Consider the following 16,020-nt stretch of genomic DNA (forward strand, 5'->3'; position numbering starts at 1 on the left):
TCCCCTACCTGAAATACTTCTTCAATTTCTTGTTCTTCTTCTTTAAAATCAGTTCAGGTAAAACCCCTGACCACGAATTGGGAACCTCTTTCAGTCCAAAGATATTGGCTACTACCAGCGAAGTATTCTTATTGCTATTCGGATAATCAACCAGACCTAAATGATTAATCTGCGGGCCTGTAGCTCCCCACGGAACCTGCATTTCTGACATCGATACCCCACCATGCCCTGTTGGAATACCCCCGTGGTCTGAAATCAATAAGAAATGGGTATCATGATATAGATTTTCTGCTTTTAACTGATTCATCAATTTACCAATGGCTACATCGGCCTCTTCTATGGCCGTAATATACTGAGGCGACAACCATTTATGGTCGTGTCCGGCATGGTCAATATGCACAGTATATAAAAAAACCATCGTTGGTTCTTTCTGATTCTTCACCATAAAATCGTAGGCTTTCTGATAATTACCAGTAAAACCGTAATTATCTTCAAACGAAGTTTCATCGAGGTATTTTTGGTTAAAAGACTTAATCAGATTTGCCCAGTTATAGTAAAAAGCCGTTTTTAAATCAGGTACCTGGTCTTTCAGCAATTTAAAAACAGATGGATAAAATCCTTCTTTATCTGCTTCAATGGGTGGCAAATCATGCTTATCAATAGTCCAGTTATTATTTACTACCCCATGTTCCTCAGGGCCTGCACCTGATAGGTGGCTTGTCCAGTTAGGCATGGTTACCGATGGCATTACCGGACGGGTTGTAAGCGATAATACCCCATCGGCTACCAAAGCATCAATATTCGGGTGTTTGGCCATTTTATAACCTTCAGCACCAAAACCATCAAGCCCGATAATAAGCACTCTCTGGGCAAAGATTGCATTGCCTGATACACATACAAGCAACATAAATATGCCAATTACTTTGACCGATTTCATAACAAATTGAGTATATAGGTTGATATTGAAAATCTACTCGCCGGGATGGTAATTTTTTTCGGCATTTTTCAGTACATCATCTTTATAAAACAATACTTCTTTAAAGATTCCTTTGGTGTACATTTCAGCCTGGTCTTTAAAGTGTGGCGATTTCGGGTCGCCACTCTCCCCTCCTGCCAGCAATGATTTTGCCTTGATTTTAGGGCCAAACTCCACCGCACAGATAAAGCTATTCCCACTAATGCCATATCTTTTTTTGGTGTTCGGATACACCCGGCTATTATAAGAGGGCAACATACCCCACAAAGCAGAGGCATATCCCATCGGAATACTTGGCTGCGCATCATCGTATTTGCCCTGCAAATCACCCGATAAGCGTTGAAAACGGTTAATGTCGCCCCAGGGCTTCTGCCAGGTACCATATTTGGTCTTCAAGTCTTTAAGGGTCTGTGCAAAAGGCTTTAATAGCTGGTCAGCGGTGGCTACCTGTGCAAATTTCTTTGTACGGGTTACCTGGTCATCTTCACCCTCGTCAATATAAATTTTCTGGATTTCACCGCCTAATTTTTGCGCCCATTCAATGGCAAGAGTTGTTTCTACTGAATTTTCACCGGTACGATAATCCCATTTTTTCAGCATAGCAACCGCATCTTTTAACGATGTATAAAGCGTATCTTGCGGCTGAATATTGGTTTCAAACGATTTTACAAGGGCAGGCACCAATACTTCAAAAGCTGATAAATAGGTATCATATCCTGCGGCAATTACTTTATCAATCGTAAATCCGCTGCCATTGCTTAATACCCGTGCCGCATTTACCCCTCTGAAATTCTCACCATCAGGTGCCATATAAGGCGGATAATCTGATTTTTTAGGGCTACTGGCTCCGGCTACTGTAAAAGGCGTAGAATTACAATTCTGTAACCATCCACTTGCCGGATTGTAGGAATGTACCGACTCCTCTACACTATGTAAACCTTTCCATTCGGTAGTGCTGATGCTCCCATCTACAGGTTTAGACCAATTCAGGGCTTTATCTCTTACTGGCACATAATTGCCATGCCAGTAGGCAATATTGCCCTTGTTATCAGCAAATACGGTGTTATTAGACGTATTTGCTTTCAAATCCATTACTTTTTTATACTCTTCAAACCCTTTGGCTTTGGTACGCTTCCAGCTTTGAATCAGACTTACCATTGAGCGATTGTAAGATCTCAGGCTCATCCATTGATCATTCCGCTTGGCTATGACAGGGCCATGATGGGTAAAATAAGTGGTAAACTCACGGGTTTGCATTTGCCCGTCTTTCAGGTACTTAATGGCAATCTTCTTTTCTGTAACGGGCTTCAACTGACCATCATACGCATAAAAAAAACGGTTGTCTTTTTTAGTAATTTTCTCGGCATACAGGTCTGATACATCCACAGCGCTTGAAGTATGCATCCAGCCGCAATACGGATTAAAACCCTGATATACAAAGAATTGCCCCCAGGTTACAGCGCCATACGCATTTAGTCCTTCTTCGCTCACTACCTGCACTTCGGGGCGGAAATAAAAAGTTACATGCGGATTGATATACAGAATAGCATTACCTGAAGCAGTTTTTGATGGAGCAATGGCAAAACCATTAGAACCTGTCTGATTTTCAGGGTCTTTGGGTTCATCTACATAAGAAACCTTATCACCCGAATAGAAATTTTTCAGTTCGCTGATAGTGGCATCAGCCGTGCTGATAGCCCCAATACTTCCGTCCGTCCACAGCAGGGTGTACCACGGCTTAAATCGGGTAAGGATGGCCGGTTTTACCTCGGGGTGCATATATAGATAGTAATTGATGCCGTCGGCGTAGGCATTCATCAGTTTTTTCAGCCAGGGTTCGGCTTTATTATAATCGGTTATGGCTTCGGTAGTATCAATCAATAAGCGTATCTGCAAATCATTGTAGAGTTCCGGTTCTCCTTTCAGTTCTGCCATCCTGCCTAATTTTTCAATGTAGTTCATCTCTACACGCTTGAAATCGTCTTCACATTGGGCATATAACAAGCCAAATACCGCATCAGCATCGGTTTTGCCATAAATATGAGGTATTCCCCAGTTATCACGAATAATGGTAACCTGCTGTGCTTGTTGTTGGTAACGCTTGATTTCGGCGGCTGAAAAGGATTGAGTGGCTTTCTGAGCAAATAATGAGACGGGCAACAGAAATAAGAAAACAAGACGCTTCATATTATTAGTAGTTTGTTTAGATGATTTTGCTTCACAAAGTACATAAATAATCTGATTATGGCAATTGAGGCGAGATATTATAGATGAAAAACAAGGATTTTGAGAGTTCAACTGCTATTCTTAAATCCCTTTCCCAATAGTGGAGAAAGGGACTTTAACTCCCCTCTCCCACAGTTGGGGCGGCCACCGCGCAGAGAGGGGTCGGGGGTGAGGGGTTTAAGCCACAACTTTCCCCATAGCAGGGTCTGTAAAACTTGCTTTCCCGGTTTCTACGTGTCCGGCGTAGCGTTTTTCAAAGGTAGTATTACCTTTTACTGTTACGCTGAAATCGTACCAGTTGAAACTTTTAGCCAAATCTATTACCACCGTTGCACTGCCACCTGCGGCCACTGTTTTGCTATGATTCCCGTTTTTATACGATTGGTCTGTGATTTCTATACTTACAGCACCTTGTGTATTCAGGTTTTTAATTTTTAACTCTAAGTTTCCTGTAAGTTTTTTAGGGCTTCCTTTTACACGTTGGTATTCGCAGCTAATTTCTACCATCGGGTCTGCCGCATTCCCTTTAAATTCTCTCATATAGCCATTAGGGCCATAGGCAATCAGGTGATACTGCTCGTTTTCAAAATTATCTAATGCCCATTCGTCTGATAGCTGGTCGCCATTGGCTACAGCATAGTTCCAGGTTCTTACGTCTTCCCACCCTGTTTTCTGATTATCTTTGTTACGCACAGCATACTTACCCGGCGCATACACAATAAAGGGCGTTCCGCCTGATTGCTTGCCAAATACTTCGTCAGATGCGTGTAAGCTCATCACAAAGGCTTTTTTATCACCATTCAGTTGCCCATTGACATAAGGCTGATACGGAATTGCCAGAGATTTTCTGACACCCGACTCTTGTTTTGGCATAATTCCCAAATCTTTGCCTTCGTTCAATTGCGCTATCTCATGCTCAGTCAGTTTTTTATAGTTTGAAGGTAGACCTTTAAATTTGGCATTATAAACAGTCTTGATAAAGGCATCTTTCTGCACAAAAGTCGGAAGCTTGATTTTTTCGCCATTATAAGGCTCAAAGCTCGACGTAAGGTCGCCACAAATAGCCCGACGCCATTCGCTGATATTCGTTTCTTTGATGTTCTTGCCCGTTTTATGATTCACGAATTTCTCTAAAAACTGTAAGATAGAGGTATGGTCGAACACTTCTGAACAAACATTGCCCCCACGACTCCACGGCGAAGCAATCACCAAAGGCACACGGAAACCTAAGCCAATCGGGCTCGACCGTGAATCCCTTTCAGGATTGGTACGCTTACGTTTCAGTTCCTGTGCCAGACTTACCTGCTCTACTCCGGCATCTATGCCTTTCGATACTCTACCTGTATGGGGCTGATGAGGATTCGGTGGGACAAATGGCGGTACATGGTCGAAATAACCATCGTTTTCATCGTAGCAAAGAATAAAGATGGTCTTTTTCCAAACCTCAGGGTTTTTAGTCAGAATATCCATTACTTCCGACAAATACCAGGCACCATACCAGGGCGCACCCGGATGGTCGGAGAAGTTCTCGGGCGCAACAATCCATGATACCTGTGGTAATTTGCCAGTATTTACATCTTCACGAAACTGATACAATACATCACCTTTCGGCACCTGTACCTGACGTTTTACGCCGTTGTCTTCGTAGTCAAGCGTAGTCAGTTCATGGTAATGCGGGTCTTTTCTATTATTGGTAAAGGCTTTTTGATGGATATTTTTATGAAACGCTGATAATTTTTCAAATCTTTCCGGTTTCCATTCTTCCAGCTCTTTTTTAGCCCTTACCAGGTATGCCTCTTTCTGGTCTAAATCTTTTTTGGCTTTCTCGTAATCAGGTGTACCTGCGGTTAAAGCACCTAATTTGGTTTTTGCTGCGGCTATCTGTTCTGGTAATACTTTTTCCATTTTTTGCAGATACTGGTAAAATTCAGGGTGACATTTCACATGGTATTGCTCAAACCACTCAATCGGATTATCTGTAAAATTGGCTAACCAGGCATCTTCTTCACCCTCTAAACCTGTATCAAGGCTGATTTCATTCTGATAGATTCTCCATGAGACATTGTTTTCTTCCAGTCTCTCAGGGAAAGTCTTCCAACGGGCCCATTTGTCATAGTCCACATCTTCATTTTTTACGTTGGCTTTTGAATTTTCATTTTGCTCTTCTCTGATAGTACCCGTCCATAAATACAAACGATTCGGAGTTGTACCTGTCAGTGAAGAACAAAAGTTCTGGTCGCAAACCGTAAAGGCATCGGCCAAAGCATAATAAAATGGAATATCCTCACGGTCGTAGTAGCCCATCGTCAAAGGCATTTTCTTGAAATCTTTATTGCCCGACTGCTTTACATCTAACCATTTATTATATTTTCCCTCATTACGGGCATCTACCTGATTCTCCCACGAGTGTGGCAATGAACTCATCCAGGTAGCTTTGGTATCTTTTAAATCCAACCTGAATGGGGCATAGTTTTCTCCGGCAGCATTCGGCTGAATCCATACTTTATTTTTATTGGGGAGCGAGATAGCTCTTGGGTCATTAAACCCACGTACGCCCTGCAAAGTCCCATACGAATGGTCGAACGAACGGTTTTCCTGCATCAGAATCACTACGTGTTCGGCATCAAGGTACGTACTACCTGCTTTGGGGTCAATGGCTAATGCTTTCTGAATTACCGGGGGTAGCATGCCTGCCAATCCTGTACCACTGGCTAAAACCGCCGCTTTCTGAATAAATTCTCTTCTGGTCTCCATAAAGGCTGTCGAAGTAATAGGTGAGTTTAGTGTCAAATATGTGTGTAAATATAAAGCTAATCATGCGTTTTGTAGTTGAATAAAAGCAATTATTAACAATATCTTTACCTCCATACCTATACTTTTGAAAGCCGGAGATGGACTATTCATTCAGAAAATCTACTAATGGCTTTATAAACTGCTCAAAAGCCTCAATATGCGGCAAATGCCCTACACCTGCAAGCGGCACTAATTTACTATTAGCTATTTTAGCTTGGGTTTGTTTGCCTAATTCTGGATAATTACCCATAGTAGCCTTTAAATGCTCAGGAGCCATATCTTTTCCAATGGCAGTTCGGTCTCTTTGACCGATTATCAGCAAAGCAGGGGCTTTTATTTTATCAAATTCATAAACTACAGGCTGGGTCATAATCATATCAGCTGTCAGGGCTGAGTTCCAGGCAATAACGGGATAATCTTTATTCAGTGTCCAGCCTGCCAAAGGTGTCAGCCATTCTTCATAGGCGGGTTTCCACTGCCCATCATAATAATTAGCCTGCTGGTATTTCTTCAGCGACTCATAAGTTTGCTTTAATTCTTTCTGATAGGCAGCATCCAGAGTTTGATAAGGAACTTTGAGTTTATAATCTTCCAGACCAATGGGATTCACTAAGATAAACTTTTCAACCCTATCGGGGTACATCAATGTAAAACGGGTAGCCAGCATCCCTCCCATCGAATGGCCTACTATACTGACTTTGGTGATATTTAAACCATCTAATACCTCTCTGGTATTTTTGGCTAAATCCTGAAACGAGTACTGATAGTTCAAAGGTTTAGAAAATTTCCCAAAACCTATCTGGTCGGGAATAATTACCCGATACCCTGCTTTAGTAAGCGATTCGGCAGTTTGCCGCCAGTAAGCACCATTGAAATTTTTGCCATGCAGCAGCATCACTACCTTTCCATTGGGTTTATCGGGTTTTACATCCATATAAACCATCTGTAATTCCTGTTTCTGAGAATTAATCGTAACAGACCGTACCGGAAAAGGATATTTGTAATTTTCTAAATTCAGGTCAACAGGTTGCACCTGCGCATAAAGTTTACTTGCTGAAAAAAGCAAGAGAACAGTCAGAAACAGATAAGATTTAGCTTTCATCAGATACCTTGTGTTAAGTGTGAGGATACCTTAAAGCCTAAAATAATGTGCCAGCGGAGGCGGCGAAAGGAGGTAAAACCGAAAAATGAAGAATGAAAAATTTAAAACCGAAAAAGGGAAGAGCCGGGTGGCACGCATATACTCGTCCGAAAAATTGCGTGTCACCCTTAGCCTTAGCAATTCAATATCTTTATAGCAAACTCGAAGTACCGTACCCGCATGATAGCATTTTTAACCTTTTACAGCAACAGCTACCGAATTTTCCAGTTTTATTATTTCTAATCCTTTTACATTTTTCGGTTTACAGCAACGGCTGTCTCATTTTACATTTTTCGGTTTTACAGTCTTCATTTTTCGGGTTTCTCACGCTTCTCTCAGCACTAAATCGAAAATATAAAACTCTCCGATGGCGTTTTTACGCAAGGCAGTAGTAATGACTTTTACCATCATTTCAATGGAAGGGGTAGAATACAGCACTTTCGATAGTTGAAGTAAATGGGTATTGAAACGGGTTTTATCTTTTTGCTCAAACATGGTTTCATAAATGCAATGGTAAGTAATCAGATGATACTTATCATCACGTAAATCATACACCATAATCGGATTAGAGGTATTTATACCAAAGCAAAACAAAAAGACCGGAAAATCGAACAACCGCATCCCATTCAGACTATTAATTAAATCGGCATCGAAAAACTCATAAAACTGAAAAACGGTATTCACTTTTTCTTTTTTCAGCGCATTCTGCAAGTTATAGAGTTTGGTTATCTTCAAATCGAGCGGTATGGCATCATAGCTGAAATGTTCAAAAGGCAGCCATACGTCAGTTACCAAATCAAGGTACTCCAACGATTTTTTTGCTAAATCCAGCTTATAGTCAAACAGCGGATAACCGGGTGCAAAATAGCCTAAATAAAAGAAATCAAGCCCCCGTTCTTTGGAGAAATCCATTTTCAGATACATCAGGTATTTACCCAGACTATGCTTTTTGTATTCGGGGTCGTAAAAACACGAAATTCCGGCAGAGGTTCTTTCGCCCAAATCAAAAAAACCGCAGGCAATCAGTTTCTTATCATCATAAATACAAATCTCCAATGTTTCATAAATATCATTACTGCCATGCCCGAACAACAATTGTTGCAGATTCGGAGCGGTATCAAAAGGCACATGGTTCTGATATTTTTCAAAGAGCATTTCCTTGGTATCATCAATAAACGCTTCCCGAATTTTTACCGTAAATTTTGAATTAAATTTCTGAAGTTTCTGCTGTGTTTTAGAAGGTTCAAACGTATTCAAATCAATCCGCAACCAGATAGCACTATAAAGTATCTCTTTAAATTTCAGGAAATTGGTAGTAAAAATAGCTTGCCCCATTCTGAACCAACCATCTTCGAGGTGCGCATCTAACTCTTTGGGTTCAAGTGACGTAGGATAATATAATTCTGCTAACATGGGTAGTATCAATTCAGCCCTTAAACTAATCATAAAGCAATAAAATTCAAATAGAGTAAGGCATTTTAGTTTTAAAATCCCTACTCATGAATATCAGTCTACAATTCAAAAAACTTTGCGCTCTCCCAACTATAATGCTCCTGGTAGGGCACATAGCCTAATTGATTGGTAACAAGTTTTGTTTTCCCTATCTCTATATCAGGCATATTCCGGTGGCTATGTCCATATACCCAATAATCAGGCTGATGTTGTAATATAAACGCATCTAAGTCGGTAGCAAAAGCAGAGCCTAAACTACTGCCCACGTGGTCGGCGTGTACACATTGTAATGAAGGCAAATGATGGCTGACCACCATCTTTTTTAAATTTCCAGTCTGAGAAAGGGATTTATCTAAAAATGCAAGGGCTTGTTTATGCAGTTCATTATAGTGCTTTACCAATAGGCTTTTACGATAATGAGTAATCAGGCTAAAATCAGGCATGCTTCTTTTCACATAAACTTCGTCTAACTGATTAATTTCCGACCATAACGTTGTAAAGAAAAAGGCAACCTCTTTATAAACTATAGTCTGATTGTTGAGTAAGAATACATTTTTTTCAATCTCTTTCAGCAATGGTTTTTCTAAAACACTTATGTCCCAACTGCGATAAAACTCATGATTACCTGCAATAATAAATACTCTTTCAAACTGTTGAGATAAAGTTTTAAAGAATTGTTTTTCAACAGGGCGAGGGTCATCGTAATACTTGGCATTGGTAATATCTCCGGCCAATAGTAGCACCTCTCCTACCGGATCAATAGGATGCTGTAACAGATACGCTTTATTGGTATTCATTTCCAGATGTATATCAGAGCAGTATTGGATTTTCATTTCGTTATTCAGGGCTTAGTGTACTTATTTTGTCAATATGCCACCACTTTTCAGCAATCAACGGGATAGCCAGAAACAAGATTGCGTTAATAATCTGAATTGCAATTAACCTATCATCACTGATATTTCCTTTTAAAAATGCTGCCATTGAACCTACAAGTGAAGCGTGAAGAACAAGACTTAAAATAATCAGCAATATCATTGCACTAAAGGGTAGTTTCCTGTGTCCAAAGCAGGCATACCCTACCCAGATAGATAATGGTAAGAAGATAGTAATAGCTGTTAAACTGCCGGGACCATAAACCTCACCTTTCAGCATAGGCAAGATGTGTATCAGGCCATTAATAAAAATAATGCTATAAATGGCAAGCCCGACCAAAGGGTGCCGACTGCTAAGGAATGCGCTCAAAGGAGCAATAACCCAGAATAGCGTGATATTAACAGCCAGATAAAATGCAGGCGGCACATTACATTTGACCACGCCTAAAGCCTTGGCAACGGTAGCACAGAATTGTTCGGGAAAAGCATGAACGTGTCCATACAAATCGATTCCATATTCTTCTATATTGTGTATCAGATAAGCCGTAACCCCTAACCACGAAAGCCAGGTTATATCTTTACATTTAGGAATTGTCTGATTGTTTTGAAGTATTCTGGTTACGAAAAGCAGAATTAGCATTACAACACCTGCTACACCGCCTATCCAGGGGAAATTAAGGTCAAACCAACTGTAGTTGTTTGGTTGCATTTTTGGTTACAATTAAACAAGTTTATATAGTTTTGCCAAAGGCCTTATCCATCGAGCTGATTTTTCTTTAATCTAATACATTTCAGCCTTTGCAAAGATAAAAATAATCAAATATTATAAATTTCAATTAAGGAAATTATACATTTTGTATAATTTTTATTATATTTGAATTCACTCCTTTAAATACATGAAAGTAAAAATTGTCAGATGTATTGATAATGAATCTATAGAGGCAAAAATAATGTCTCCGGCAAATGTAATTTTACCATCTATTACAGACGGCTGGCGATTTAACTTTAAAAAACATGCTAAGAAAAAGCAATTTCAAACATACATTTTAGTAGCCACTACAACTCCGGATGAGATAGAGGGATGCCTTATCTTTCAATTAAAAGATACCGTAGAACCATATATGGCATATATAGAAATAGCTCCTCACAATAAAGGAACAGAGAAGCGTTATGAAAAGGTGGCAGGGTGTTTAATTGCGTATGCTTGTCGGCTTAGTTTTATATCAGGGAAAAATCATTTTAAAGGCTGGTTGGCATTTGATGTAATGGAGGAAAATAAAGATGACGAAATTAAGCTCATGGCTCTTTATAGTCAGAAATACGCAGCAATGAAATGGGGAGAAACAACAATGGTGTTATCGCCGGAGGCAGGTGAGAACTTAATAAATAAATATTTAAATTAGCATTTATGGAAAGCAAAGAACTTCAAATAACAGACATTTGGAATGACAAGAAGAGAAAATCTCTTAGTGAGTTCATTGTTTCTCAATCTCAGCAACAGTCCAAAGAAAGAAGGTTGAAAAATGAGTTGTTATCGATTAAGTATCAGATAGAAGATTATATTGAGTCTGAAGAGATAGCAGATGAATTAAAAATATTAGACTTTGTAAAAATGTATCTCAGAATTTTCAATGTTACGCAAAAAAAATTAGCTGATTTATTTGAGATGAAAGACAGCAATCTTCACAAATATTTAGTGGGCGATAGGAAACTGAATTCTGACCTTGTCTTGAAGTTAAGCTATTTTTCTCATTTAGGCCCAGAGTATTGGCTAAGAATTGAAGTAAAAAATGAGTTGATTGAAATAAACAGAGAACAACAGCAAAATAAAAAGTACCTTAAATATGACTACCGTAATCTATTAGTAACTTCTGAAGATTAATAGGAAAATTAACAACAGTACAACAACCCCTAAAAACCACTAAAAAAGCATATTCCTATGAGTACAAAAGCAATTTATTTGTTTATTACATTGGCGTTTATGTCAATGCTATGCGGTTTTATAACCTTCGATGCACCGGATGAAAAAAAACAGGAGAGTAAGATTGTTTACAACAAGAAGAAACACAGCATAACGCTCTCATGGCAGGCTTTCGGTTCTTCGGGGCCTTATGTAATTACCAGAGGAGGCAGTCGTCTGGCATCAGATTTTGTGTCGGTAGGCTCTACCTCAAAACTGACATTTACAGATAAAAAGCCTAATGCCGATAAGTATGAAAACTATTATAAAATTACCCGTAACGACATAACATTGGTAGTTTCGTTAGAAAACCAGATTTTTGGCGACAATGTGTATTTCTACGATAGAAAATATGAAAAAGCAGAAACTGCACGCAACGAAATGAATGCACACTTTGCCACAATTGGCCGAAACGGCGCAAATGGTGAATGGACTACCAAACGTCAGGCCTATTATTTCAAAGCAAATATTAATGGGCAGACTTACGATTCAGGTGGCTCGGGTTCGGCCTCATCGGCAGAGGCTAATTCCATAGAATTAGGATTCTATTCGCATATCGGAGGCTTGGGCAAAGTTCCATCAGAGGTTAAGTTAGGTTCTGTGTTTACCCGCCCTCACCTTTCGGGTGGAGCAAATGCTACCTGTACTTTCTGGCGTTCGATGGAAAACGTAACAGTGATGCGTGATTTTGCCTGGACAGTTTCCCAGTCAACCAGTGCAAGAAGAATGTCGGTTGAAAGCACGTCGAAATATATTTCAGATGTTGGCAACACCAACTTCTGGGGTAGCGGTGGTTTTATTGCCGACACCCGTTATACAACCAACAGACCCAACTGGGGTGGCCAACAACAATGGTACACCCGAAATACTGTTTTCCCGGCAGGTTCAGCAGCGATGGGCGGCTCATATAATATGGTCTGGCAAGGTTGTGTTAATGCACCACAGGCAGATAATATCAATTCTCCGGTTTCTACAACGCCTGTTATCAGAGAAAAACCTTTTCTTTTTATTGATAAAGATGGCGAATACAAAGTATTTGTTCCTGCATGGCAAAAAGACAGAGTAGGCATTTCTTGGTCGGAGACAGACATGGGCAAAGGCAAAATACAGGATTTGCTTACCGACTGGTATGTGGCCAAGGAAGGCGATACTGATGTAGAAATCAATCAGGCACTAAAAGCCGGGAAGAATATATTTTTCACGCCGGGACATTATGCTTTGAATGCGCCTATTCAGGTGAACAGAAAAGATGCCATATTGTTAGGTGCTGGGATTGCTTCGGTAACGCTGGAGCCTACTGAGAAAAACACGTGGGGATGTATTTATGTTGACGACAAAGATGGAATCATCGTTGCCGGACTTCTGATGGATTCGTTCAACAGTACAACTTATCAAATCAGAGTTGGGAACGAAGATGCCAAGGCAGACCATTCTGCCAATCCTATCATGCTCACAGATATTACTTGTAGAGTAGGTGGTGTTCAGGCAAAGAATATTCAGATACATACTTCTATGCAAATCAACAGCAACCATGTGGTGGGCGACCACTTCTGGTTGTGGCGTGCCGACCACGGCTCTCAACCGGGTGGAAAAGCCCGTTGGATAAGAGACAGAAGTAAAAACGGCCTTATTGTTACAGGCGATGATGTAACACTTTATGGGCTATTTGCTGAACATTATCAGGAATATGAAGTGCTATGGCTGGGCGAACGTGGCAGAACCTACTTTTTACAAAACGAACCACCTTATGATGCACCCAATCAGGCAAGCTGGAGCAGCCAGGGAGGCCGAGTTGATGGATATGCCGCATACAAGGTAGCCAATACAGTAAAAGACCATCAGGGTATCGGCATGGGGTCTTACGCAGTTCTCACAGGTACTGATGGCAAAGTGAATAAGAGCAACGGTTTTGAAATACCAAATACCCCAAATGTGAAACTCGAAAAAATGTGTACAACCCGTTTTGCCGGACCGGGACAAATACAGAATGTTATCAATGGCATTGGTGGCAGCACAGCAACGGGTGTAAAACGGGTAGCCTTATACAACAATGGCGAAGGCACCCAACCTTATGATGAAACATTTGATTTACCGAATAATGAATCATATCCTGGGTATATTGTGATGGAGAAGTAGGTATTCAAAGTATAGAATCTTTCAAAAAAGTATCCTTAAAATCAATATTAACTTGTCGAACTGGTTCTATTACAAACGTCCCGGTCATATCTTTTTTGTCTCTTCTAAGAAGCCAAAACTTACTATTTGTTGTTTATTTTCAACAATATGATTATTTTTGTAGATATTAAACAACAACATATTGCAATCAAAAAAACAAATTCTACTCCCAAGATTCCAACAGACCCTGGATAAGTTGGGAGAAAACATCAAGTTGGCACGTAAGCGTCGGAGTTTGACCACAATTCAGGTATCCGAGAGAGCTGGTATTGACCGTAGTACTTTGTATCATATTGAGAAAGGGAATCCTGGTGTATCTCTTGGGGCCTATTTCAATGTGTTAAGAGTATTAGGTCTCCAGGATGATTTCTTAAAGCTCGCATCTGACGACGAATTTGGCAGAAAATTACAGGACTTAAAACTTGTAGGAAAGAAAGATAATGGCAGATAAAACAGACATCTGGATATATTTAGACTGGAAAGGTATGATTGAGCCTAAATGCATAGGTATCTTATCTGCTCAGCAAGCCAAAGGAAGAAAAGCCTTTAGTTTTTCATACGACGATAATTGGATTAAATCGCAGGAGCAGTTATTATTAGATCCGGATATTGTCTGGTATGGAGGAAGGCAATATCCTAATGGAAAAGAAAACTTTGGTATATTTCTTGACTCTATGCCGGATAATTGGGGGCGTACACTTATGAAACGTCGGGCTGCAATTAATTCAAGATTAGAGGGAAAACCTGTGCCTACTTTGTATGATATTGATTATTTATTAGGCGTCCATGACCTCAGTCGTATGGGCGCATTACGATTAAAGAAAGACCCAAATGGTGATTTTCTCGATAACGATTCAATTTCTCCGACACCTCCCTGGGCAAGTGTAAGAGAACTTCAATATGGAGCTGCGCTAATAGAATCAAACCAGGATACCAACGAAATAAGAAAATGGCTGACAATGCTTGTAGCTCCCGGGTCATCATTGGGTGGAGCGAGACCCAAAGCCAATATTCATGATGAGACAGGGCAACTCTGGATTGCAAAATTTCCATCAGAGAATGATACCATAGACAAAGGTGCGTGGGAATACCTGGCTTATCGGTTAGCAATCAATGCCGGTATTGAAATGGCAGAATGTCGTCTTGAAAAAATAGCAGGAAAACATCATACCTTTTTCACCAAACGTTTTGACCGGAACAACTCGGAGCGGATTCATTTTGCCTCGGCTATGACCATGACAGGAAAAAATGAAGAGCTAATAAGAGATGAAACTCCTTCCTACCTTGATATAGTAGAATTTATCCAGTTTTCAGGGATTGATATAACCAAAAATCTACATCAATTGTGGAGAAGAATTGTTTTCAATATACTTATCTCTAATACAGATGACCATTTACGGAATCATGGTTTTATATTAACTTCAAAAGGATGGTACTTATCACCTGCTTTTGATATAAATCCATCTATTGATAAAGATGGATTAGCATTAAATATTGACACTGATAACAATGCTCTGGATATGAGCCTTGCAAAAAGTGTTGGCTTGTATTTTCAATTATCCAATCAAAAAATGGAAGCAATTATACATGAGGTTAAATCTTCTGTTGTGGGCTGGCAAGAAGTAGCTAAAGAAATTGGTATTCCACGAAACGAACAATTACTAATGAGGGGAGCTTTTAAGATTTGACTCAATATTCTCTAATATGTTTAAATATGAACCTGTTTAAACTTTTAATTTTACAGCGAAAATGAAAGATTTTTTGATTAGAGGGAGAGAAAAATTGAGTTCGTAGTAGCACTACGGACGAATTTTTTCTCTTCGTCTAATCGGAAAAGATTCATTTGCAGCCAAAAGAAATAAGTTTAAACAGGTTCTATATAAGTCGTATAAAACCAAAGCTTTATACGACTATTAAAAAAAACACCAATTACTAAGGTAATATTGTGGTAGTGAATGAGTCGGAGTGGGAGTATTTTCTAAACTGTGTCATGTAGGAGTAATTAGAGCGAGTTATAAATTCTGGTTTTTTCAACCAGAGTTTATAACTCGAAATCTTCATCAGCGATTCTATCAGCGAAAATAATACTGATTTCTGATAAAATCTCTTTCCAGCTAAAAACCTTCTTATTCCAGAGTTTATCCATGTTCATAATGGATAGAAAAGCCAATTTTAGCAAAGCATTATCAGAGGTAAATGCACCCTTAGTCTTGGTCAGTTTACGAATCTGCCTATGATATGCCTCAATGGTATTGGTTGTATATACAATTTTTCTAATGGCTGGGGAATATTGAAAAAAGACAGATAACCTTTCCCAATTATTAATCCAGGGCTCAACCGCCTTAGGGTACAATTTACGCCATTTCTCTTCAAGAACAAGCAAGTTCTCTTCACCAATAATACTATTGGGAGCTTGATAGACTGA

General features: G+C 39.7%; 13 protein-coding genes. 5 read left to right on the plus strand and 8 right to left on the minus strand.

Annotated features, from left to right (window positions below):
- Window positions 1–4 precede the first annotated feature (4 nt).
- The 7 genes from EWM59_RS22100 to EWM59_RS22130 all read right to left on the minus strand — a co-directional run bounded on the left by EWM59_RS22100 (window position 5) and on the right by EWM59_RS22130 (window position 10,169).
- On the minus strand, window positions 5–937 hold the full coding sequence (locus EWM59_RS22100; RefSeq protein ID WP_207220048.1) for an alkaline phosphatase family protein: 933 nt from the start codon (window positions 935–937) through the stop codon (window positions 5–7).
- A gap of 33 nt (window positions 938–970) precedes the next feature.
- A complete protein-coding gene (locus EWM59_RS22105) occupies window positions 971–3,163 on the minus strand; it encodes a penicillin acylase family protein (protein WP_130023431.1) in 2,193 nt (730 codons plus the stop codon).
- 216 nt (window positions 3,164–3,379) lie between these two features.
- Window positions 3,380–5,956, minus strand: a complete 2,577-nt coding sequence (locus EWM59_RS22110; protein ID WP_130023432.1) for a phosphocholine-specific phospholipase C — start codon at window positions 5,954–5,956, stop codon at window positions 3,380–3,382.
- A 142-nt stretch (window positions 5,957–6,098) separates the two neighbouring features.
- Complete coding sequence (locus EWM59_RS22115) at window positions 6,099–7,097, minus strand: alpha/beta fold hydrolase (RefSeq protein WP_130023433.1); 999 nt, start codon at window positions 7,095–7,097, stop codon at window positions 6,099–6,101.
- Window positions 7,098–7,460: 363 nt separating this feature from the next.
- Window positions 7,461–8,549, minus strand: coding sequence for a GNAT family N-acetyltransferase (locus EWM59_RS22120; RefSeq protein WP_165372268.1), 1,089 nt, complete (start codon window positions 8,547–8,549; stop codon window positions 7,461–7,463).
- A gap of 98 nt (window positions 8,550–8,647) precedes the next feature.
- Complete coding sequence (locus tag EWM59_RS22125; protein ID WP_130023435.1) at window positions 8,648–9,421, minus strand: metallophosphoesterase; 774 nt, start codon at window positions 9,419–9,421, stop codon at window positions 8,648–8,650.
- Between the two features lie 4 nt (window positions 9,422–9,425).
- Complete coding sequence (locus tag EWM59_RS22130) at window positions 9,426–10,169, minus strand: HXXEE domain-containing protein (RefSeq protein WP_130023436.1); 744 nt, start codon at window positions 10,167–10,169, stop codon at window positions 9,426–9,428.
- Window positions 10,170–10,356: 187 nt separating this feature from the next.
- Between EWM59_RS22130 and EWM59_RS22135 the strand changes: the two genes are divergently transcribed.
- The 5 genes from EWM59_RS22135 (at window position 10,357) to EWM59_RS22155 (ending at window position 15,283) form a co-directional block, all read left to right on the plus strand.
- Window positions 10,357–10,863: a hypothetical protein gene (locus EWM59_RS22135; RefSeq protein ID WP_130023437.1), complete on the plus strand. Its 507-nt coding sequence runs from the start codon at window positions 10,357–10,359 to the stop codon at window positions 10,861–10,863.
- Window positions 10,864–10,868: 5 nt separating this feature from the next.
- Entirely contained in the window at window positions 10,869–11,342 is a 474-nt protein-coding gene (locus EWM59_RS22140; RefSeq protein ID WP_130023438.1) for a helix-turn-helix domain-containing protein, read from the plus strand.
- A gap of 57 nt (window positions 11,343–11,399) precedes the next feature.
- Window positions 11,400–13,556, plus strand: coding sequence for a pectate lyase-like domain-containing protein (locus EWM59_RS22145; RefSeq protein WP_130023439.1), 2,157 nt, complete (start codon window positions 11,400–11,402; stop codon window positions 13,554–13,556).
- Between the two features lie 235 nt (window positions 13,557–13,791).
- Entirely contained in the window at window positions 13,792–14,046 is a 255-nt protein-coding gene (locus EWM59_RS22150) for a helix-turn-helix transcriptional regulator (RefSeq protein ID WP_262709300.1), read from the plus strand.
- Complete coding sequence (locus tag EWM59_RS22155; protein WP_130023441.1) at window positions 14,036–15,283, plus strand: type II toxin-antitoxin system HipA family toxin; 1,248 nt, start codon at window positions 14,036–14,038, stop codon at window positions 15,281–15,283. The genes EWM59_RS22150 and EWM59_RS22155 overlap by 11 nt, the downstream gene beginning before the upstream one ends.
- A gap of 353 nt (window positions 15,284–15,636) precedes the next feature.
- Here the strand turns inward: EWM59_RS22155 and EWM59_RS22160 are convergent.
- Window positions 15,637–16,020: transposase (locus EWM59_RS22160; RefSeq protein ID WP_130019702.1), on the minus strand; the 384-nt coding region annotated here is incomplete at its 5' end.

Source organism: Emticicia agri (genome assembly GCF_004168285.1).
In the GTDB taxonomy this organism is placed as follows: Bacteria; Bacteroidota; Bacteroidia; order Cytophagales; family Spirosomataceae; genus Emticicia; species Emticicia agri.